This is a genomic window from Arthrobacter sp. NPDC092385 (assembly GCF_044755105.1).
Taxonomy (GTDB): Bacteria; Actinomycetota; Actinomycetes; order Actinomycetales; family Micrococcaceae; genus Arthrobacter_D.
Genome location: NZ_JBIVQL010000003.1, coordinates 75,532 through 96,023 on the forward strand (window position 1 = coordinate 75,532; position 20,492 = coordinate 96,023).

Genomic DNA, 20,492 nt, shown 5'->3' on the forward strand with positions numbered 1-20,492 from the left:
GGGATTATCGATTGCTTCCGGCAAGCTTCTAGGAGACACCATGCGCGCCACCATCATCCACGGACCCGGCGATATCCGCGTCGAGGACCGTGAGTACCCGAGTATCGTCCGGCCCACGGATGCCGTGGTGAAGGTCACCGCGTCCTGCGTCTGCGGATCCGACCTGTGGCCCTACCGCGGCGTGCGGCCCACGAAGGAGCCCAAGGCCATCGGGCACGAGTTCGTGGGTGTCGTGGAGTCGGTGGGCGACGACGTCCGCGACCTGGCGGTCGGCGACTTCGTGATCGCGCCGTTCGTGGACAGCTGCGGTACGTGCCCGCAGTGCCTGAACGGCGTCACCGTGGCGTGCGACCACCTCACCGGCTGGGGCAGCACGGACGAGCACGGTGACTACGTGCAGGGCGGACAGGGCGAGGCCGTCCGCGTCCCGCAGGCGGACGGCACGCTGCGCAGGGTCGACGGCGTGACCGAGCCCGACGCCGCCCTGACGGCCAGCCTGCTGACCCTCTCCGATGTCATGTCCACCGGCCACCACGCCGCCGTCTCGGCGAACGTCGGCCCGGGAAGCACCGTCGTCGTCGTGGGTGACGGCGCCGTAGGCCTGTGCGGTGTCCTCGCCGCCAAGCGCCTCGGAGCGGAGCGCATCATCGCGATGTCCCGCCACGAGGACCGGCAGGCCCTCGCCCGCGAATTCGGGGCCACCGACATCGTCGCCGAGCGGGGTGACGAGGGCGTGGAGAAGGTGCGCGAACTGCTCGGGGGAGTCCTGGCCGATTCCGTCCTGGAGTGCGTGGGCACCAAGGAGTCCATGGACCAGGCGCTGCGCAGCACGCGCCCCGGCGGGCACCTCGGCTTCGTCGGGGTCCCCGCGGGCGGGCCGGAACTGCCCATCAGCCACCTCTTCGCCAAGAACATCACGGTGGGCGGCGGCATGGCACCCGCCCACACCTACATCCCGGAACTGCTGAAGGACGTCCTCGACGGGACCATCAACCCGGGCCGGGTGTTCGACGTCGAGATGCCGCTCGAAGAGGTCGCCGAGGCCTACAGGGCCATGGACGAACGCCGGGCCATCAAGGTGCTGCTCAAGCCCTGACCATGGGTGCACGGCCGAAGGGTCCCTCCTGCCGGAGGGGCCCTTTGTGCGCGGGCCTGCGGAAACCGGGCAGAATCAGGGCATGACGACAACGCCCGGTACGGACTCCGCCTACCTCATCTCCCGCGAACGGCTCATCCCCGCGCCGGCCGACCGCATCTTCGAGATCCTTGCGACCCCCGCCCTCCACAGTGTGATCGACGGCTCGGGCACCGTGCGCGGCGAGCAACCCAACGGGCCCGGGCGACTGTCGCTGGGCGCGCGGTTCGGCATGGACATGAGGATCGGGGCGCCCTACAAGATCCTCAACCGGGTCGTCGAGTTCGAGGAGGGACGGCGCATCGCGTGGCGCCATTTCTCGGCCCACGTCTGGCGGTACACGCTCGAGCCCCGCGGAGATGCGACGCTCGTCCGTGAGGAGTGGGACGGCCGCGCGGTGCCCTGGCGGGTCGTCTTCAGGCTCCTGGGCTTCACCCGCCGCCACCCGGCCAGCATCGAGGCGACGCTCCGCAAGCTCGAGGACCACGTCCTGCAGGGGCGCGGCGGTTCCTAGGCGACCGACGTGCCGAAGAGCAGGCCGAGGAGGTAGGTCACCGCGGCCGCACCGAGTCCGATGGCGAGCTGCCGCAGCGCCAGCCGCAGCGGCGAGGCTCCGGAGAGCAGGGCGACGACGGCGCCGGTGGCCAGCAGCGCCAGGCCCACCAGTACGCAGGCGACGACGACGGCGGTCGCCCCGCCCAGCCCCATCAGGTACGGGAGCACGGGGATGATGGCGCCGGAGGCGAAGAAGCAGAAGCTCGAGGCCGCGGCTCCCAGGCCGGTGCCGACCGCCTCGTGCTGGTCGACGGCGTCGTCCTCCTCCGGCTCGAGGGAGAAGCTCGGATCGCAGTCGCAGCTGTACAGCCCGAGCCGCTCGGCCGCCCGGTGCTCCGCCGCCGCCGGGGTCATGCCCCGTGCCCTGTAGACGAGCACCAGCTCGTTGGCCGCGATGTCGAGCTCCTTCGCCGCGGTGAGGGTGATCTGCGTGGGGCGTGTCGCGGACAGGAGCTCACGCTGGGACCGCACGGACACGTATTCGCCGGCGCCCATGGACAGGGCGCCCGCCAGGAGGCCGGCCAGTCCGCTGAACAGGATGAAGGATGTGGAGACTCCGGTGGCCCCGATACCCATGACCAGTGCGAGGTTGCTGACGAGGCCGTCGTTCGCGCCGAACACCGCGGCCCTGAAGTTGCCGGACAGCCTGTTGCGACCGCGGGTCGCGAGGCCGCGCACCACTTCCTCGTGGATCTGTTCATCCGCCACCATCGCGCTGGTGGCGGAGGGATCGGACGCGTAGGGGGAGCGTCCTTCGGCACGCTGCGCGAGCGCGAGGACGAAGACCGAGCCGAAGCGCCGGGCGAGTACCCCGAGGATCCGGTTCCGCACGGAGGGCCGGAGCGGTCGCCCGACGTCGTTGCCGAGCAGCGCGAGCCAGTGTGCCTCGTGGCGGCCCTCGGCCTCGGCGAGGCCGAGCAGGATCTCACGCTCCTCGCCGGTCCTCCGGCGGGCCAGGTCGCGGTAGGTCGCGGCCTCACCGCGCTCGTCGGCGAGGTACTGGCGCCAGCGCTTGATGTCGTTCCGGGAAGGGGACTGTTCAGGGGGTGTCACAGGGATGCTCCGGGTTGCTCGGGTGCAGGTGCGCGCCCCGGACCGAAGCAGGGAGCTCCGGCCGGGGAACGCAGCTACGTCGTTTCGGCCGAAGGTCTCGCTCGCCGGATCAACCGGTGGATTGCCGGGCACCTTCGGTGCCAGTATGTCGACAGGCCGCACATCCCGTGGATGCGGAGCTACTCCCCTTCGACCCACCATCCTACCGGACGGCGGACGGACCGGGTCCGCCACCAGCGGCGTCGGGCGGGACCCGGGTACCGTGACCGGCCGACCCGCGATACAGTCGAACGGATAACAGAAAGCAGGCTTATGGATTTGGCAGCCCGACCATGGGTGGAGAGCTACGCGCCCGGAGTGCCCCGGTCCTTCGAGGTGCCCGAGGGGACGCTGTCCGACCTGCTCGAGGCGTCGGTGCGGACGTACGCGAAGGGAACAGCCCTCGAGTTCTTCGGCGCCCCGACCACCTACCGGGAGTTGGGGGACGCGGTCGCGCGGGCGGCTGCCGGCCTCCGGGACCTCGGTGTGGGCGCAGGGGACCGCGTGGCCCTCGTGCTGCCCAACTGCCCCCAGCACATCATCGCCTTCTACGCCGTCCTCCGCCTCGGCGCGATCGTCGTCGAGCACAACCCGCTCTACACCGACCGCGAGCTGCGGCACCAGTTCGAGGACCACGGCGCCAAGGTGGCGATCGTGTGGGACCGGGTGGCACCCCGCGTCCAGCGGCTGCCCGCTGACATCCCCGTCACCTCCGTGGTGACCGTCGACCTCGTCGCCGCGATGCCTGCAACCCGGCGACTGGCCCTGAAGCTCCCCGTCCGGCGTGCCCGCGAGGCGAGGGCGGCGCTCACGACGACGGAGAAGCTCACGGGCCCGCGGGAGGTCGTTGCGTGGCGGGACCTGCTCCGCCACCGGCCGCTGCCGTCCCGGCACCCGCGTCCGGCCGCCGGGGACACCGCGGTCCTGCAGTACACGAGCGGCACCACCGGCATCCCCAAGGGAGCCATCCTCACGCACCGGAACCTGCTGGCGAACGCAGCCCAGGGCCGGGCGTGGGTACCTGGCCTGGAGGCGGGGCGGGAGACCGTCTACGCCGTCCTGCCCATGTTCCACGCCTACGGGCTGACCCTGTGCCTCACCTTCGCGATGAGCATCGGTGCCCGGCTCGTCCTGTTCCCGCGCTTCGACGTCGGGCTGGTGCTCGACGCCGTGAAGAAGAGCCCGCCCACCTTCCTGCCCGCCGTGCCGCCCATCTACGAGCGGCTCGCTGCCGGGGCGGCCGAGCGCGGCGTGGACCTCCGCAGCATCAGGTTCGCGATCTCCGGCGCCATGAACCTCCCGCAGTCCACGGTCGAGACCTGGGAAGCGGTGACGGGCGGCTACCTCATCGAGGGCTACGGCCTGACGGAGACCTCGCCCGTCGCGGCCGGCAACCCCATCGGCCCGACGCGGCGCCCCGGCACCGTGGGCGTGCCGTTCCCCGGCACCGACGTCCGCATCGTCGACCCCGCCGACCCCGCGGAGGACCGCGCACCGGGCGAGCCGGGTGAGCTGCTCATCCGTGGACCCCAGGTGTTCCAGGGCTACTGGCGGAAGCCGGACGAGACCCATGCCACGCTGCTCGACGGCGGCTGGTTCCGCACCGGGGATATCGTCCGCATGGACGGCGACGGCTTCCTGACGATCGTGGACCGCATCAAGGAACTGATCATCACCGGCGGGTTCAACGTGGCGCCCAGCGAGGTCGAGGACGCCCTGCGGGTGCATCCGAGCATCACGGACGCCGCCGTCGTCGGGCTTCCGCGGGCCGGTGGCGGCGAGGACGTCGTCGCCGTCGTCGTCCTCGCCGAGGGGGCGGGCCTCGACGTCGAGGCCCTGCGCTCCTCCTGCCGCGACCTGCTCGCCGCCTACAAGGTCCCGCGCACCATCGTGCAGGCGGAGGAGCTCCCGCGATCCCTGATCGGCAAGGTCCTCCGGCGCGAGGTTCGCACGCAATTGCTCAACGATGGCCTCAGTGCCGAAGGAAAAGGTGACAATCGATGACCTCCACGCAAGCGCGGGCGGAAACGCCCGATTCGAGGGGCCCCTGGCGGGACAGCCTCGGCAACGCCAGCACCCGCGCCGCGCAGGTGCTTCTGCTCCTGGTGCTGGCCGTGGTGGCCGTGTACGCGCTGATCCAGGTGCGGCTCGTGGTGATCCCGATGCTGCTGGCGCTGATCCTGGCGGCGGCGATCGTCCCCTTCGTCAACTGGCTGCGCCGGAAGGGCTGGGGTGCGTCGACGGCCACCACGGTCTCCTTCCTGCTGCTCCTGCTCGTCTTCGGCGGACTGATCACGGGCATCGTCTTCGCCGTCATGGGGCAGGCCGGCGAACTCGTGTCCTCGGCGACGGAGGGGTTCGACAAGCTCTACGAATTCGCGCAGAACGGACCCATCCCGATCGATGACGGGCAGATCCAGCAGGCCCGCGACTGGGCCGTCGACTTCGCCACGAGCAGCACGGTCGGCGCGGGCGCCATCTCCGGCCTCAGCGCGGCGGGCAACTTCTTCGCCGGTGCGCTGCTCATGGTGGTCATCCTGTTCTTCTTCCTCAAGGACGGCGAGAAGATCTGGGCGTTCGTGCTGCGGGCCTTCAAGGGCAAGCGCCTCGTGAAGGCCCGCCGCGTCGGCTACAGCAGCATGGCCGTCCTCGGCGGCTACGTGCGCGGCACGGCGATCGTGGCCCTCGTGGACTCCGTGTTCATCGGCCTCGCGCTGCTGTTCCTCGGAGTGCCGCTCGCGCTGCCGCTGGCCGCGATCGTGTTCATCGGCGCATTCATCCCGCTCGTCGGCGCGACGCTGGCCGGAGTGCTCGCCGCGCTGATCGCCCTCGTCGCCAACGGCCCGTTCGTGGCGCTCATGGTCGTCGTCGCGGTCATCGTGGTCAACCAGCTCGAGGGCAACTTCCTGCAGCCGGTGGTCATGGGCCGCACGCTGCAGGTGCACGCCCTCGTGATCCTGCTGGCCCTGACGGCGGGCACCATCCTCGCCGGCATCATCGGGGCCATCCTGTCCGTCCCCGTGGCCGCGGTGGGCTGGGCTGCGATCAAGGCGTGGAACCAGGAGAGGGATGAGGAGATCACCGACGCCGAAGTGGACGCGGCCGAGAAGCAGACGGCCCTCGACGAGACCGGCCACGGCCTGAGCTCGACGCCCCAGGAGGAGCAGGGCACGAAGGTCGCCGCCGCCGCGGTGGCCGCCGAGGAAGCCGACGACCGGCCGGGCACGCAGGAGCGCAGGGTCGAACAGCCGGATGCCAACCGCTCCGCCGGCGATTCCGCAGGCGATACCGACGGTGGCCGGGGCGGATCCTCGGCCGCGGGTCGCTGAGGGACGCCCCGGGGCGTCCACTCCCGGATGCAGCACGAAGGAGGGCTATCGGCAACCGCCGGTAGCCCTCCTTCGTGCTGGCCTCCTGGCCCGGAGCTGCGCCGCCGGGTCAGTGCCGCCGGGTCAGTGCCGCCGGGTCTGTGCCGCCGGGTCAGTGCATCGCGTCGATGGGGACGTCGTCGGGAACCTCACCGGCAACCCGGCGGTCCCAGGCCTCCATCACCTCGGGCGCGGTGGGGCGGGTGATGAGGGAGACGACGACATATGTGACGGCGGAGACCGCGAGCCCGTAGTAAATCGGCTCATTGGCGTAGATGCCGTCGTACCGGTTCTCGGCCGTGAACTCGAGGTAGGCCATGACGCCGAGGGTCACGAGGCTCCCCGCGGCCATGGAGGCCCCAGCCCCGATCCCGTTGCCGCGGCGCCACACGAGGCCGCCGAGGATCGCGACGAGGAGCCCGCCCACGAGGATGTCGTACGCGATGGTCAGGGCGGCCACCACGTCCTGCACGATCACGGCGAGGGCGATCGTGACCAGGCCGAGGCCGAGCACCCACCAGCGGCTCGAGCGGACGTCGTGGTCCGACGTCGTCCGCTCCCCACCGCCTGCGAACCTGCCGCCTCCGAACCGGCCGGCCACGAACGGGACGACGTCGGTGCGCGCCACGGTGGCGGCCGCGATGAGCGCCCCGGACGCCGTCGACATCATGGCCGCGACGGCCGCGGCGAGGACGAGGCCGCCGATGCCGATGGGCAGGACGTTGAGGGCGATATCCGCGTAGACGTCGTCCCGGGACTCGATGGCGGGCAGGATGACACTGGCGCTCATGCCGATCACGGCGCCGGCGACGCCGTAGAGGATGCAGTAGATCCCGGCGGCCGAGCCGCCCCAGCGGGCGATCTCGGGCGTGCGGGAGGTGAAGACGCGCTGCCAGATGTCCTGGCCGATCAGCAGGCCGAGCGTGTAGACCACGAAGTACGTGATGATGCTCTGCGCGCCGATGCCCGTGATGCTGAAGAACTCGGCGTCCGCGCGCTCCGCGATGCCGGAGAAGCCGCCGGCCGCGGCCAGCGAGAAGGGCAGCATCAGGGCGAAGACGCCGATGGTCTTGATGACGAACTGCGCCATGTCCGCCAGCGTGATGGACCACATGCCGCCGATCGTCGAGTACACGAGGACGATGGCCCCGCCGACGGCGATGGACAGTGCGCGGTCCCACCCGAAGAGCACCACGAAGATGGTGGCATAGGCGCCCGTGGACGTGGCGCACAGCATGAGCGTGTAGGCGAGCATCACGATGCCCGAGACCCTGGTTGCACGGTGCCCGTACCGCAGCGTGAGCATCTGGGAGACCGTGTAGATCTTCAGCCTCTGGATGGTGGGGGCGAAGAGCAGGCTCAGCAGCAGCACGCCGGTGCCGATGGCCACCACCAGCCACATCCCCGAGATGCCGTACTGGTAGCCGAGGCCCACCCCGCCGACGGTCGACGCGCCACCGAGCACGACGGCGGCCATGGTCCCGGTATAGAGGAAGGGGCCGAGGCGCCTGCCCGCCACGAGGTAGTCGCTGGCGTTCCGCGTGCGGGACTTGCCCCACCAGCCGAAGGCGAGCATGGCGACGAGGTATGCCACCACGATGGCGATGTTGAGTGCTTGCATGGACGAGCCCTTCGATCGTGTTCCCACTCGGATGCCCGCGAGGCAACTATTGTTGACCAGTAAGCTACGCGTGACGCCGCTCACGCGTCAATCATGGCAAGCTCGTGTAACGCCCTCGTCATCACCGGATGACGGGTACGCTTCCTGATCTGCCGTAGGAGAGGACACGCATGAAGGCCCTGCCTGTTGAGCCCACCAATGCTCCGGTCGCCATCGGGTCGCGCATCCGAGCCGCGCGGCAGGCCCAGCGCATGACGATCGAGCAGGTCGCCGACTCCACGGGGCTGACCAAGGGCTTCCTCAGCAGGATCGAGCGGGACCTCACGTCGCCGTCCGTCGCGTCGCTCGTGACGCTCTGCCAGGTGCTGTCCATCTCCATCGGGGACCTGTTCCTCGTGCCGGAGACGCACCTGACGAGGCTGGCGGACGCGCCCCGGATCAGCCTGGGTGGGCAGGGCATCAACGAGCGCCTCGTCACGGCGCGGTCCGAGCGCAGGCTCCAGATGATCCGCGCCGTCGTCGAACCCCATGGGAGGGGCGAGGACGAGCTCTACTCGGTGGACTGCGAGGTGGAGACCCTGCATGTGGTCGAGGGGCGCTTCGTGCTGATCTTCTCCAACGATCGCTACGAGCTGGAGACCGGGGACACCGTGACCTTCCCGGGCAGGGAGCCGCACACGTGGCTCAACCCGGACGATCGCGAAGCCGTCGTGCTGTGGACGCTCGTTCCCGCGGCCTCGGGGAAGTAGCCCGCCTCAGCCCACGTGCACCCAGGGGCGCCTGGTCACGTCCGGTTCCGCGGCCCGCAGCACCTCACGCGTGACCGGGGCTATCTCACCCTCGCCCGTGAAGAGGAACTTGAAGAGGTTCGCCACCGGATCGCCCTCGGTCCAGCGGAAGTAGACGTGCGGCATGAGCCCCGTGATGTCGCGGATGTGCAGCATGACGGCGGCGATGGTGTTGGGCACGTTGGAACTGTGGACCTCGAGGATGCGGAAGCCGTGGCGCACCACGCCGCGCACGCGCAGTTCCGTCTCGAAGTCGGAGGAATCATCCACGGTCACCTCGATGAAGAGGGGCCTCGCGGTGTCCGGGAAGTGCGAGACGGCGCAGGCATGCTGGAGCTTGTGCCGGTAGGCCGAGCCGCTCAGCCGCTTCGGCTCGTGGGCGATCAGCAGGATGTCGCCATCGTCCTGCGCGCTGACGAAGGAGAGCGCCGCCTCGTCCATGCGGATGCTCGTGGCCCGCAGTTCGAACGCGCGCCGGGAACGGGAGATGAAGGAGATCACGATAATGCCGAGGATGAAGCAGGTGGCGATCTTCAGCCCGTCCGGCCGCTCGACCATGTTCACCGCCGTGGTCAGCACGAAGACGATCGTCGCGATGCCGAAGCCGATGGTCCTGCCGCGCTGGTGCCTGCGGTGGGCCGAGAGGGTCACCGCGACGGAGGCGGAGGTGATGAGGGCGAGGACGCCGGTGGCGTACGCGCCGCCCTGCGCCTCGACGTCGGCCTTGAAGAAGAAGGTGACCAGGATGGCGATGAGCGTGATGACCAGCACGAGCGGCCGCACGGCCTTGGCCCAGGCCGGAGCCATGCCGTAGCGCGGCAGGTACCTCGGTACGAGGTTGAGCAGGCCGGTCATGGCGGAAGCGCCGGCGAACCAGAGGATGCTGATCGTCGAGATGTCGTAGACGGTGCCGAAGCCGTCGCCGAGATAGAGGTGCGCGAGGTAGGCCAGCGCGCGGCCGTTGGCGGGTCCGCCCTCCTCGAAGGCCTCGGCGGGGATGAGCAGCGTCGTCACGAAGCTCGAGGCGATGAGGAACCCGCTCATGATCAGCGCGGCCGAGGTGAGGAGCTTGTGTGCGCCGGCGATGCGGCCGGCCGGGTTCTCCTCGGTGTCGCCGGGCTTGCCGTCGATCTGCGGCATGACGACGACGCCGGTCTCGAAGCCCGAGAGGCCGAGGGCCAGGCGCGGGAAGATGAGGACGGCGAGGCCGACCATGATCAGCGGGTTGCCGTGCTGCGTGGTGAGCGCCGTCCACCAGTCGGTCACGATGCCGTCCTGCGCCACGATCTGCCCGACGGCGACGGCGACGACCACCAGGTTGAGCACGAGGAACACCGCCACGATGGCGACGGCGATCCCGATGGCCTCGCGGAAGCCGCGGAGGAACACCACGGAGAGGAGCGCGAGGAAGATGACGGTGATGAGGATCTCCTGGCCGTGCAGCCAGGTGGGGGCGAACGGGTTCTCGACCAGGTGGGCGCTGGCGTCGGCCGCGGAGAGCGTCATGGTGATCAGGAAGCTGGTCGCCGCGAAGCCGAGCAGTACGAGCACGAAGATCTTGCCGCGCCACTTCGGCAGCAGCTTCTCGAGCATCGCGATGGACCCTTCACCCCGGGGACTCTCCGAGGCGACGCGCTTGTACACCGGGAGCGCGCCGAAGAGGGTCACGGCCACCAGGATCAGCGTGGCGAGGGGGGAGAGGACGCCGGCCGCCGCTGCTGCGATGGCGGGCTGGTAGCCAAGGGTCGAGAAGTAGTCGACGCCGGTCAGGCACATGACCTTCCACCACGACTGCGTCCGCTCCGTGGCGGGCTGGTGGGCGGTGGGCTGGCTGGAGTCGTTGAGCAGCCAGCGCTCGAGGCGCTTCCTGCTCTGGACCTGGGCCGGGGTTCGGGTGCGTACTGATGAGCTCACCCGATCACAGTAGGTCTGCCGCGAGCCCCGTTCGCCGGTCTTAACACTTCCTTGATGGGCGTCGCCCTCGGGGGCGTCCACAGCCCATCCTTGACCATGCCGACGGGCAGCAATAGCCTTGTGCAAAACCTTTGATGCATATTGGGCAACTTCGCGACGAAGCGTACCCGGATGGGATGGAAGCTGTGGAAGAACTGCGCGTCACGGGAGGGGGCCACCTCGGGCCCATCGATTCCTCCCGCATCCCCCGCTACGCCGGGGCGGCCACCTTCGCGCGCCTGCCGCGCCTGGACCAGGTGGAGCGTGCGGACATCGCCGTCGTCGGCGTCCCCTTCGATTCGGGCGTGTCCTACCGCCCGGGGGCGCGTTTCGGCGGCAACCACATCCGCGAGGCCTCGCGCCTCCTGCGCCCGTACAACCCCGCCCTCGACGTCTCGCCGTTCGAGCGCGTCCAGGTGGCGGACGCCGGAGACATGGCCGTCAACCCGTTCAACATCCACGAGGCCATCGAGACCGTGCAGCAGAATGCGCTCGACCTCACGGCCGACGGCGCACGGCTCGTTACCCTCGGCGGCGACCACACCATCGCCCTGCCCCTCCTGCGGGCCGCTGCCCAACGCGCGGGAAGCCCGGTCGCCATGCTGCACTTCGATGCGCACCTGGACACGTGGGACACCTATTTCGGCGCCGAGTACACCCACGGCACCCCCTTCCGGCGGGCCGTGGAGGAGGGCATCCTCGACACCGAGGCCATCTCGCACGTCGGTACGCGCGGGCCGCTGTACGGAGTGCGGGACCTCGAGGACGACCGCCGCTTCGGCTTCGGCATCGTCACCTCCTCCGACGTCTACCGCCAGGGCGTGGACGAGATCGTGGACAAGCTGCGCACCCGCATCGGAAACCGTCCCCTCTACGTCTCCGTGGACATCGACGTGCTCGACCCGGCGCACGCTCCCGGCACGGGCACCCCCGAGGCCGGCGGCATCACGAGCCGCGAACTGCTCGAGATCCTCCGCGGCCTCCGCGGGCTGGACCTCGTGGGCGCCGACGTCGTCGAGGTGGCCCCGGCCTACGACCACGCCGAGCTCACCGGCGTCGCGGCCTCCCACGTCGCCTACGACCTCGTGACGCTGATGGCCGACACCCTCACACCCGCCGGCACAACGACTCCCGAGGACAAGTAGATGGACATCACCGACGGCGCCGCATCCGCGCCCCCCACGCCCGTCACCGGCCAGCGCAACGGCGGTGACCTCGTCGTCGAGACGCTGTCCGCCCTCGGTGCGACGACGGTGTTCGGCATTCCCGGGCAGCACGCGCTCGGCCTCTTCGACGCCCTCTCCCGCTCCGACCTGCGCTTCGTCTCGTCCCGGGTGGAGAACAACTCGGCGTTCGCCGCCGACGGCTTCTCCCGGGCCACCGGCGACGTCGGCGTCCTGTTCCTCTCCACCGGGCCCGGTGCGCTGACCTCGCTCGCGGGACTTCAGGAGGCGTACGCGACCGGCGTCCCGATGGTGGTGGTCGCGAGTCAGATCCCGCTCGAGGGGCTCGGTGCGCGGCGCAAGGGCATGCTGCACCAGCTCGATGACCAGAAGGCGTCGGCGGCGAACGTCACGAAGAGCCAGCGCCTCATCCAGCACGCCTCCGGCATCCCCTCCGCCATCCAGGACGCGTGGACGGAAGCCGTCTCCTCGCCGCAGGGGCCCGTATGGGTCGAGGTGCCGCAGAACGTTCTGCTGGACCCCGTTCTGGTCCCGAAGGTGGAGGACGCGCTCGCCGAGCCCTTCGACAATCCGCCGCGGATCGAGCTGGTACGGGAGGCCGTGGCCTGGCTGAAGGATTCGAAGCGGCCTGCGATCGTCGCCGGCGGCGGCACGCGGCGCGGCAGGGCGGAGAAGTGGCTGCTCTCGATCGCGGAGAAGCTCGGGGCCCCCGTGGTCTGCTCGCCGGGCGGCAACGGAGCCTTTCCCTGGACGCACGAACTCTCTTTGCAGTCGTGGGTGGAGGACCGGCACGTGACCGAGGTGCTCGAGGACGCCGACGTCCTCCTCGTCGTCGGCTCCTCGCTGGGTGAGGTCACCTCCAACTACTTCAGCATGGAGCCGCGCGGGCGCATCATCCAGATCGACGCGGAACCGCGGGTGCTCGAGTCGAACCGGCCCGCGCTCGGCATCCGCGCCGACGCAGGGCAGGCCCTCGCGGCCCTCGACGAGGCGCTGGAGCCCCTCGATCGGGACCGCCAGCCCGGATACGACGCCGCAGCCCTCGTCGCCGGGACGCTCGCCAAGGTCGGGGCAAGGCTCGACGCCCAGGACCTCGGCAGGGAGCGCACCTTCCTGCAGGACATCCGCGACGCCGTCCCGGCCGGGATGCAGACGTTCTGGGACATGACCATCTCGGCGTACTGGGCCTGGAGCTGCTGGGACGCGCGCGAAGGCCAGTTCCACTCGGCCCAGGGTGCCGGCGGCCTCGGCTTCGGATTCCCGGGTGCCATCGGCGGTGCCGTGGGACTCGAATCGAAGGGGCTGCCCGCACGGGTCCTCGCCGTGTCCGGCGACGGCTCCGCGATGTACTCCATCGCGGAGCTCGCGACGGCCCGGCAGCACGACATCCCCGTCACCTGGCTGATCGTCGACGACGGCGGCTACGGGATCCTCCGCGAGTACATGGAGGGCGCCTTCGGCAAGGCGACGGCGACCGAACTCGCCCGGCCCGACTTCGTGGCGCTGGCCGAGTCGTTCGGCGTGCCCGCCCGGCGCGTCGCACCCGAGGACGTCGGCCAGGCGCTCCGGGAGAGCCTCGCGGCGGACGGCCCGAACGTCGTCGTGGTGCAGGCGCTCATCCGGCTGTTCGCACCCACCCACCTCGATCAGTAGCCTTCCTTTCTCCTCGCGGGGGTGAGAGTGTCGGAAGCACCACCGCTTCGAGGAAGGAACGCAATGTCATTCAGCAAGGGCGACGAGGTCACCTGGAACACGTCGCAGGGCACCACCGAGGGCAAGGTCGTGGAGAAGCACGACAAGGAGTTCACCTTCGACGACCAGAAGTTCAACGCGTCGAAGGACGAGCCCTACTACACCGTCGAGAGTGCGAAGTCGGGCAAGAAGGCCGCGCACAAGGAGAGCGCGCTCTCGAAGAAGTAGGCAGGACGTAGGCGAAGGGCGCCCCGTGGACGGGGCGCCCTTCGCCTTCCCTGGTCCGGCCGCTACCTGAGGGGGTCGTGGCCCCAGTTCATGAGCGAGTAGCGCCACTTCGAGGACTCGATGTCCTCCTTGGACGGTTCCTGGGCGAGGTGGCGGTGCACATAGCCGACCACCTTGTGCATGTGCTCGAGGTCGTCGTCCTTCAGGTCGTCGCGCTTCGTGCCCAGGATCTCGATGATCCGCCTGCCCGACCTGTGGCCGACGGACTCACCGGAGCCGGACTCCTTCTGGCCGACGGACTGCGATTCCTCCGTGTCGAGCCATTCCTCGAGCTGGGAGGCGCTCATGTTGACGGCTTCCTTCCACTGGGGCCACACCTCGTCGAGATCGTTCGGGTTCTGCGCCATGCGTTGCCGGCCTTCCATAGCAGTTCCATCCGCAGGATCACACCTGCCCGGATTCCGAGACTTGCAATAGCTTAATCCTAAGCACACTGATAAACGTAGAGGGTAGGTCGAACCAACGTCTAAGGAGCTCTACATCATGGCAGGAAACCTTTTGGCACGATCAGCCCACGATCTCGGCGCCGCAGCATGGTTCGGCGGCACCTTGATGGGCGCTGTTGGACTCAATGGTGCAACCGGCAAGGCGAAGGACCCCAAGGAGCGCACGCGCCTCTCCGCCCTCGGCTGGGCGAAGTGGACCCCGGTCCAGATCGCGGCGTTCGCGGTCCACGCCGTCGGCGGCATCGGCCTGATCCTCGGGAACAAGGGCCGTGTCGCGGCCCAGGACACCGTGGGTTCGAACACCGTCTGGAAGTCCGTCGTCACCGTTGCGGGCATGGCACTCTCGCTGTATTCCGGAATGCTCGGCAAGAAGGTCGGCGAGCTCGCGGAGCAGGGTGGCGAGGGTGCGACCGAGCCCCGTCCGGGCGCCAGCGACGAGCTGGCCAAGGCCCAGTCGCAGCTCAAGACCACGCAGTGGCTGCTGCCGGTCATCAGCGGCATCGTCGTGGTGATGGGAGCGAAGCAGGGCGAGATGCAGCGTCCCGAGAACGTCAAGAAGGGCCTGCTCAAGAAGTAGTCCTTTCAGCCCCCGGGTCGGGAGAACCCCCGCAGTGCCCCCGTCGACGCCATCCGGTGTCGACGGCGGTCGCTGCGGGGGTTCTTCCGTTGACGCGTTCACTGCATCGTGAAGGCGCGTGCTACGCCCCGGTGGACGGCGTCGTTCCGGATGAGAGCCGCGAGCACCGCGTTGCGCGGGCGCAGGAGAGGTGCCGGCAGCGGTCGCCCCAGCGCCATGTTGATGGAGGCCTTGCGCCGGGCGAGCGCTGCCTGCGAGCGGCGTTCCTTCTCGTACAGATCGAGCCGCGCTGCGACGTCCTGCCCGTCCCGGATCGAGGCCGCGATGATCGGGACCAGCCGCTCGGCGTCCAGCCAGCCCAGGTTCATGCCCTGCCCGCCGATGGGGGAGACCTCGTGCGCGGCGTCGCCGACCAGCACGGTGCGGCCCGAGACGAAGCGTTCCGCGAGCCTGGACTGGACCTCGAAGGCGCTCAGCATCGAACTGGTGCGGGGATCCACGTCGACCCCGGTGCGTTCGCGGATGAGCCGGGTGAGGCCCTCCGCCGTCGGTCGTTCCTGCGGGCACCCGACGCGGACCACCCAGCGGCGGATACCCCCCGGAAGGGGGAAGGACTCGACGATGCCGCCGGCCTCGAGGTAGAGGACGGCGTCGTCGCCGTCGTCGGTGGTGTCGCGGAAATCGCCCATCACGTAGCAGTCCGGATAGCGGTGTGAGGGGGCGCGGATGCCGGCGTCGTCCCGCACCGAACTCCTGGCACCGTCGGCCGCGACCACGAGCCTCGCCTCGACGACGGCGTCCCCGTCCCGGGTCCTTGTTCCGACCAGGACGCGGTCGCCGGAATCGCGCGTCGTGGTGACGGCGACACCGCGCCGCAGGGTACCGGGGAATCCCTCCCCGAGGCGGCGCTCGAGGACCTCCTCGGTGGTGGCCTGCGGTACGGCGAGGACGTACTTCTCGGCGCCGGGAAGCTTCGAGAAGGACACCGTGCCCACGTGCCGCCCGGCACTCCGCGCTCTGCCTTCCCGGATGAGCACTCCGCGGGCGCGCAGTTCGGACGCGATGCCACCGGCCTCCAGCGCGCGCAGCGCCGGCGGGTGGATGCCGATCGCCCGCGAGTGGCTACTGCGTTCCGGGCGGCGTTCCAGCACGACGGCGTCGAGCCCGGCCTCCCGCAGGAGCAGTGCCGTGTAGAGGCCTACCGGCCCGCCCCCGACGACGACCACGTCATGCACCTCCGTCCTCCTCCCGGGGGATCCGGCGGTCCAGCACGAGCTGATTGATGAAGGGCACCGCCGTGCGCACCCGCCAGCCCTGCCGATCGGAGACCGCTCCGCGCAGCTCGTCCGGCGTGTAGCTGCGGCGGATGGAGGTCAGCCCGTCCTGGCGGATGTAGGAGCCGGGAAGCGGCAGCGTGCCGGCCGAGAACAGGGCGAAGGCGAGCGGGTGCCGGGCGATATCGCTGTGCACCGCGACGCACCGGGTCAGCCGCTCGGAGTCGTCGAGGAGGCCGGCGAACTCGTCACGGCCCAGGTGGTGCAGGACATGGTTGGAGACGACGGCGTCGAACACCGCACCTTCGGCGACGAGTTCCGAGCTCAGGGCGCGGCGGAAGGACAGCCCCGGGAGGGGCGGTCGCGACGTCGCGAAGGCGTGCGCCCGCTCGTCGGGGTCGATGGCCGTCACCTCCAGCGGGAAGCCGTCCAGACGTGCCCAGCGTGCGAGCACGCGGGGCACGTCGCCTCCGCCCGACCCGATATCGAGGAGGGTGTTGGTGCGGTCCGGCGAGAAAGCCGGACGGAGCAGGGAGGTGTAGGTGCGGCGCCAGCCCGAGACGACGGCGTTGACGACGCCGAACTGGGCGTAGGTGCGCTCGAGCTTCCCGGGGTCGCAATCGGGCCGGTCCATCTCCTCGATGGCGTCCGGGTCCCGCTGCGCGAGGAACCCTCGTCGGCTCATGCGCCCGCTTTGGTGAGGATGGGCTCCAGGTCCGCTGGGACGGCGCCGCCGTCGACGTTCTCGAGGAGCGCTTCCGTGTCCGACGCCGAGGAAGCGCCGGGCGCCGCCGAGGCGCCGATCCTGGTCAGGAGTGCGGTCTCGACCGTGAGCCCGGGACCGAAGGCCATGGAGCAGATGCGGTTGTTCCCCTCGGATGCCGGCTGGTCCAGGATGTTCTTGAGCACGAACAGGACGGTGGCGCTGCTCATGTTGCCGTAGTCGCGCAGGGTCTCACGGGCCGGCACGAGCTGTTCCGGCGTCAGCCCGAGCTTGGCCTCCACCTTGTCCAGGATGCTCCGGCCGCCCGGGTGGATGGCCCAGTGCTCGATCCCGGCGTAGTCCAGTCCCTTCAGCGACGCGTCACGCGCGAGCAGTGGTTCGAGCGCGCCGACGATGTGGTCGTCGATGATGTGGGGCACGTACGTGCCGAGGACCATCTCGAAGCCCTCGTCGCCGATGTTCCAGGCCATGGCTTCCTCGCCCACCGGTGTGAGGACCGTCTCGAAGTGGTCGAGGCTGAGGGCGGGACCGGCCAGGGGGATGTCCCGGGCGGAGACGATGGCGGCCGCGGCGCCGTCGGCGAACAGCGACGACCCCACGATGGTGTCGGGGTTGTTCGAGGAGCGCACGTGGAGCGAGCACAGTTCGGCGGCGATGACCAGGACCACTGCGTCCGGATCCGCGTCGCAGAACGCCTTGGCCGACCGGAGGGCCGGGAAGGCCGCGTAGCAGCCCATGAAACCGAGGTGGTAGCGCTGCACCGAGGGAGCGAGGTCCAGGGCGCGCACCACCTTGTAGTCGGGGCCCGGCGCGAAGAACCCGGTGCACGAGGCCGTGACGACGTGCGTGATGTCCGACGGCTCGATGCCAGCCGCCGCGTCCAGCGCCTTGCGCGCGGCCTCCACGAAGAGCTTGGTCCCTTCCTCCGCGTACACCTCGTTGCGGACCTTCGTGCTCGGGGACAGGATCCTCAGGTCCTTCTGGTCGAAGAAGAGGGGATCGTCGAAGGAGCGGTCCAGCGTGAGTTCCTCGAGGACCGTGTAGCGGGTCTCGATCCCGGAGGAATCGAAGGCCGCCCCGACCAGCCGCTGTCCGAGCCGCGTGAGGCCCGGCTGGGCTGCGAAGACGTCGCGGACCTGGGGCTGCACCATGATCGTGCTGGGTACGGCTGTTTCGAGGGACCTCAGGATCACTGTCATATGTCCATTACTAGAGGACTAACGCGACAAACACAATGACAGTAGGCTTAGTGTTCACCCCGGCCACCATCGTCAGGAGCACCATGGGCAACGATCCGTCAGGCACCCTCGACCAGGAGGACCCGCGGGGTCCCGCAGTGGATGCGTCCACTGAACTGCAGGAGTATCCGGGCTTCACCGAGCGCATGGATCCGCGCCCGGACCACGGCGAGGACAGCTACACCGGGCACGGGCGCCTGGCGGGCCGGCGCGCCTTCATCACCGGCGGCGACTCCGGGATCGGCCGCGCCGTGGCCCTGGCATTCGCCCGCGAGGGTGCCGATGTCGCCATCGGCTACCTGCCGGCGGAGGAGGAGGATGGCGCCAGCTGCCTCGAGCTGATAAGGGCCGAGGGGCGCACGGCGCTGGCGGTACCCGGCGACCTCCGGGACGAGGCCTATGCATCCGCGGCGATCCAGCAGGTGGTGGACGGCCTCGGCGGCATCGACATCCTCGTGAACAACGCCGGATTCCACATCGCGCAGCCCAACGGGCTACCGGACATCGACGCGGACCAGCTGCGGCGCACCTTCGAGACGAACGTGTACGGCACCATCTGGCTCACGCAGGCAGCCCTGCCGCACCTCTCCGGCGGGTCCTCGATCATCAACACCACCTCCGTGCAGGGCTACCACCCGTCGACGAGCCTCATGGACTACGCAGCCACGAAGGCGGCGCTGAACAACCTCACGTTCAGCCTCGCCCAGCTGCTGGGGGAACGCGGCATTCGCGTGAACGCCGTGGCTCCCGGGCCCATCTGGACGCCACTGCAGCCCGCGACGACGACGCGCGAGAAGCTGGAATCCTTCGGGGAAGGCACCCCGCTGGGGCGGATGGGGCAGCCGGCCGAGCTGGCGGGGGCGTACGTCTTCCTCGCCTCCAACGACGCACGGTACGTCTCGGGTGAGATCCTGGGCGTGACCGGCGGCAAGCCCCTGGCCTGACCCCGGTCCGGCCCGGGGTGTGGCACTCTCCGGGCCGGGACCAAGCCGAGTGCGTTCCTGCGACGAATCCCAGCTACCAGCGCCGGAGGTTCGCAGTCCGGCGGCCGGCTCATACGGACGGGTTGATCGTGGAACTTCGAACTGCACTGTTACCGGGGCATCGACGTGCCCTGCTCACCCTCGCCGTCACCGCCGCCCTGGCGCTCGCGGGGTGTGGCACGGCCGAGGAGAATCCGCTGGGTGTGAACACCGAGGCCGGGGCAGGGGTACAGGCTGCCGGTCCGGGCACGGCCGACGACGGCGGCGACGCCGCGCCCGTGGGGAACGAGCTCGGCGACGACCCCCTCAACGTGGGCACCGACGGTGCCGAGCTCTGCGGCGTGCAGCCCGACGACAGCCGCCTGCGGTACACCGTGATGCTCCATAACCCCACCCTCGAGACGTTCACCTTCGGCGAGATGGCCCTGGGCGATCCCCAGGGCCTGGACATCCTCTCGTCCATGGTGCAGACGGCCAACCGCGAGGGGCACCACCACCCGGGAGCCGAGACTGGCGCCCACGAGGCGCACACCCCCACACCTGCTCCGACGGCCACGCAGGAGCCCATCGGCCCCCCTGTCCCGGCGGCCGGGTACCAGTTCGAGCCTGATGCCCACGTCAACATCATCGTCACCGTCGAACTCGCGGAGGGCGCCACGCACGGCAGCGCGGACAACATCCTCGTGGCCTTCTCCTCCAAGGAGCGGGACTACTCGGTGGCACACAACCTGAAGATCGACGTCGACGCCACCTCCTGCAGCTGATGCTCCGTCCCGCAGACGAAGAAGCCCCCGGCTCCTGAGGAGACGGGGGCTTCTTCGTGCGACCTGTGCCGGGCACCGACCGCGGTGCGGACGTGCCCGGCGGCGGCCTGCTGGACTAGGCCGGGAGCTGCAGGACGTGACCGGTGAAGATCAGGTCGGCGTGGATGACGGTGTCGGCATTGGCGGCGAAGAGTGCCTGCCATCCGCCGTTGACGCCGAGCTTGTCAGCGATGGAGCTGAGGGTGTCGCCCGACTGGATGGTGTAGGTCTCGCCGCTCAGGGCCACCGGAGCAACGACCGGTGCCTGGACCTGCACGGGAGCCTGGACCTGCACGGGAGCCTGGACCTGGACGGGTGCCTGGACCTGCACGGGAGCCTGCACCTGGACGGGAGCCTGGACCTGGACGGGAGCCTGGACCGGAGCCTGCTGGAACTGGACCGGAGCCGGAGCAGCTGCACTGCCGAGGCCGAGCTTGGCGGAGCAGGCGGGCCATGCGCCCCAGCCCTGACCGGCGAGGACGTTCTCGGCGACGGCGATCTGCTGCTCGCGCGAGGCGTTCTGGGGAGCTCCCTGGCCTCCGAAGGCTGCCCAGGTCGAGGGGGTGAACTGCAGGCCACCGGAGAAGCCGTTGCCGGTGCTGATGCCCCAGTTTCCGCCGCTCTCGCACTGTGCCAGTGCGTCCCAGTCGCTGGCCGGGGCGGCGTTCGCTGCGCCGGCTGCTGCGCCCAGGCCGAGGCCGGTGAGTGCTACTGCTGCAAGTCCGCGACGCGCGCTGGTGCTGAATTTGTGTGTATTCATGGGGTTACGAT

19 protein-coding genes are annotated in these 20,492 nt (G+C 69.9%); 11 read left to right on the plus strand and 8 right to left on the minus strand.

The window, feature by feature from the left end; genetic code table 11:
* Positions 1-40 precede the first annotated feature (40 nt).
* Positions 41-1,096, plus strand: coding sequence for a zinc-dependent alcohol dehydrogenase family protein (locus ACIQCY_RS05410; RefSeq protein WP_400482866.1), 1,056 nt, complete (start codon positions 41-43; stop codon positions 1,094-1,096).
* Between the two features lie 82 nt (positions 1,097-1,178).
* A complete protein-coding gene (locus ACIQCY_RS05415) occupies positions 1,179-1,649 on the plus strand; it encodes an SRPBCC family protein (protein ID WP_400482867.1) in 471 nt (156 codons plus the stop codon).
* Here ACIQCY_RS05415 and ACIQCY_RS05420 read toward each other — a convergent pair.
* The gene (locus ACIQCY_RS05420; RefSeq protein WP_400482868.1) at positions 1,646-2,743 is read right to left on the minus strand and encodes a VIT1/CCC1 family protein; all 1,098 of its coding nucleotides are present in this window, start codon (positions 2,741-2,743) and stop codon (positions 1,646-1,648) included. The two genes, ACIQCY_RS05415 and ACIQCY_RS05420, sit on opposite strands and share 4 nt — an antisense overlap.
* 312 nt (positions 2,744-3,055) lie before the next feature.
* Between ACIQCY_RS05420 and ACIQCY_RS05425 the strand changes: the two genes are divergently transcribed.
* On the plus strand, positions 3,056-4,786 hold the full coding sequence (locus ACIQCY_RS05425) for a long-chain-fatty-acid--CoA ligase (protein ID WP_400482869.1): 1,731 nt from the start codon (positions 3,056-3,058) through the stop codon (positions 4,784-4,786).
* A complete protein-coding gene (locus ACIQCY_RS05430; protein WP_400482870.1) occupies positions 4,783-6,111 on the plus strand; it encodes an AI-2E family transporter in 1,329 nt (442 codons plus the stop codon). Before ACIQCY_RS05425 ends, ACIQCY_RS05430 begins: the two co-directional genes overlap by 4 nt.
* A 151-nt stretch (positions 6,112-6,262) precedes the next feature.
* On the opposite strand, the gene ACIQCY_RS05435 is transcribed toward ACIQCY_RS05430, so the two are convergent.
* The gene (locus ACIQCY_RS05435; RefSeq protein ID WP_400482871.1) at positions 6,263-7,771 is read right to left on the minus strand and encodes a sodium:solute symporter; all 1,509 of its coding nucleotides are present in this window, start codon (positions 7,769-7,771) and stop codon (positions 6,263-6,265) included.
* Between the two features lie 170 nt (positions 7,772-7,941).
* On the opposite strand from ACIQCY_RS05435, the gene ACIQCY_RS05440 reads away from it, so the two are divergent.
* The gene (locus tag ACIQCY_RS05440; RefSeq protein ID WP_400482872.1) at positions 7,942-8,520 is read left to right on the plus strand and encodes a helix-turn-helix domain-containing protein; all 579 of its coding nucleotides are present in this window, start codon (positions 7,942-7,944) and stop codon (positions 8,518-8,520) included.
* A 6-nt stretch (positions 8,521-8,526) separates the two neighbouring features.
* Here the strand turns inward: ACIQCY_RS05440 and ACIQCY_RS05445 are convergent, their stop codons facing one another.
* Positions 8,527-10,473 (minus strand): amino acid permease, encoded by a 1,947-nt coding sequence (locus ACIQCY_RS05445; protein ID WP_400482873.1) that lies wholly within the window; start codon positions 10,471-10,473, stop codon positions 8,527-8,529.
* Positions 10,474-10,658: 185 nt separating this feature from the next.
* Between ACIQCY_RS05445 and speB the strand changes: the two genes are divergently transcribed.
* The 3 genes from speB (at position 10,659) to ACIQCY_RS05460 (ending at position 13,616) form a co-directional block, all read left to right on the plus strand.
* Positions 10,659-11,657, plus strand: a complete 999-nt coding sequence (speB, locus tag ACIQCY_RS05450; protein ID WP_400483062.1) for an agmatinase — start codon at positions 10,659-10,661, stop codon at positions 11,655-11,657.
* Positions 11,658-13,349 (plus strand): thiamine pyrophosphate-binding protein, encoded by a 1,692-nt coding sequence (locus ACIQCY_RS05455; protein ID WP_400482874.1) that lies wholly within the window; start codon positions 11,658-11,660, stop codon positions 13,347-13,349.
* Between the two features lie 63 nt (positions 13,350-13,412).
* Entirely contained in the window at positions 13,413-13,616 is a 204-nt protein-coding gene (locus ACIQCY_RS05460; protein WP_400482875.1) for a DUF2945 domain-containing protein, read from the plus strand.
* Positions 13,617-13,678: 62 nt separating this feature from the next.
* On the opposite strand, the gene ACIQCY_RS05465 is transcribed toward ACIQCY_RS05460, so the two are convergent.
* A complete protein-coding gene (locus ACIQCY_RS05465) occupies positions 13,679-14,023 on the minus strand; it encodes a DUF3140 domain-containing protein (RefSeq protein ID WP_400482876.1) in 345 nt (114 codons plus the stop codon).
* A gap of 136 nt (positions 14,024-14,159) precedes the next feature.
* Between ACIQCY_RS05465 and ACIQCY_RS05470 the strand changes: the two genes are divergently transcribed.
* Positions 14,160-14,699 (plus strand): hypothetical protein, encoded by a 540-nt coding sequence (locus tag ACIQCY_RS05470; protein WP_400482877.1) that lies wholly within the window; start codon positions 14,160-14,162, stop codon positions 14,697-14,699.
* 98 nt (positions 14,700-14,797) lie between these two features.
* Here the strand turns inward: ACIQCY_RS05470 and ACIQCY_RS05475 are convergent, their stop codons facing one another.
* Genes ACIQCY_RS05475 through ACIQCY_RS05485 form a run of 3 tightly spaced genes read right to left on the minus strand, consistent with a single transcriptional unit; the run spans position 14,798 to position 17,896 of the window.
* Positions 14,798-15,934, minus strand: coding sequence for an FAD-dependent oxidoreductase (locus ACIQCY_RS05475; RefSeq protein ID WP_400482878.1), 1,137 nt, complete (start codon positions 15,932-15,934; stop codon positions 14,798-14,800).
* Positions 15,927-16,658, minus strand: a complete 732-nt coding sequence (locus tag ACIQCY_RS05480; protein WP_400482879.1) for a class I SAM-dependent methyltransferase — start codon at positions 16,656-16,658, stop codon at positions 15,927-15,929. The genes ACIQCY_RS05475 and ACIQCY_RS05480 overlap by 8 nt, the downstream gene beginning before the upstream one ends.
* Positions 16,655-17,896 (minus strand): type III polyketide synthase, encoded by a 1,242-nt coding sequence (locus ACIQCY_RS05485; protein WP_400482880.1) that lies wholly within the window; start codon positions 17,894-17,896, stop codon positions 16,655-16,657. Before ACIQCY_RS05485 ends, ACIQCY_RS05480 begins: the two co-directional genes overlap by 4 nt.
* A gap of 35 nt (positions 17,897-17,931) precedes the next feature.
* Here ACIQCY_RS05485 and ACIQCY_RS05490 point away from each other — a divergent pair, with 35 nt between their 5' ends.
* Entirely contained in the window at positions 17,932-18,879 is a 948-nt protein-coding gene (locus ACIQCY_RS05490) for an SDR family oxidoreductase (protein ID WP_400482881.1), read from the plus strand.
* Positions 18,880-19,007: 128 nt separating this feature from the next.
* Positions 19,008-19,682, plus strand: coding sequence for a hypothetical protein (locus tag ACIQCY_RS05495; RefSeq protein WP_400482882.1), 675 nt, complete (start codon positions 19,008-19,010; stop codon positions 19,680-19,682).
* 115 nt (positions 19,683-19,797) lie between these two features.
* Here the strand turns inward: ACIQCY_RS05495 and ACIQCY_RS05500 are convergent, their stop codons facing one another.
* Positions 19,798-20,481, minus strand: a complete 684-nt coding sequence (locus ACIQCY_RS05500) for a transglycosylase family protein (protein ID WP_400482883.1) — start codon at positions 20,479-20,481, stop codon at positions 19,798-19,800.
* Positions 20,482-20,492: the final 11 nt, after the last annotated feature.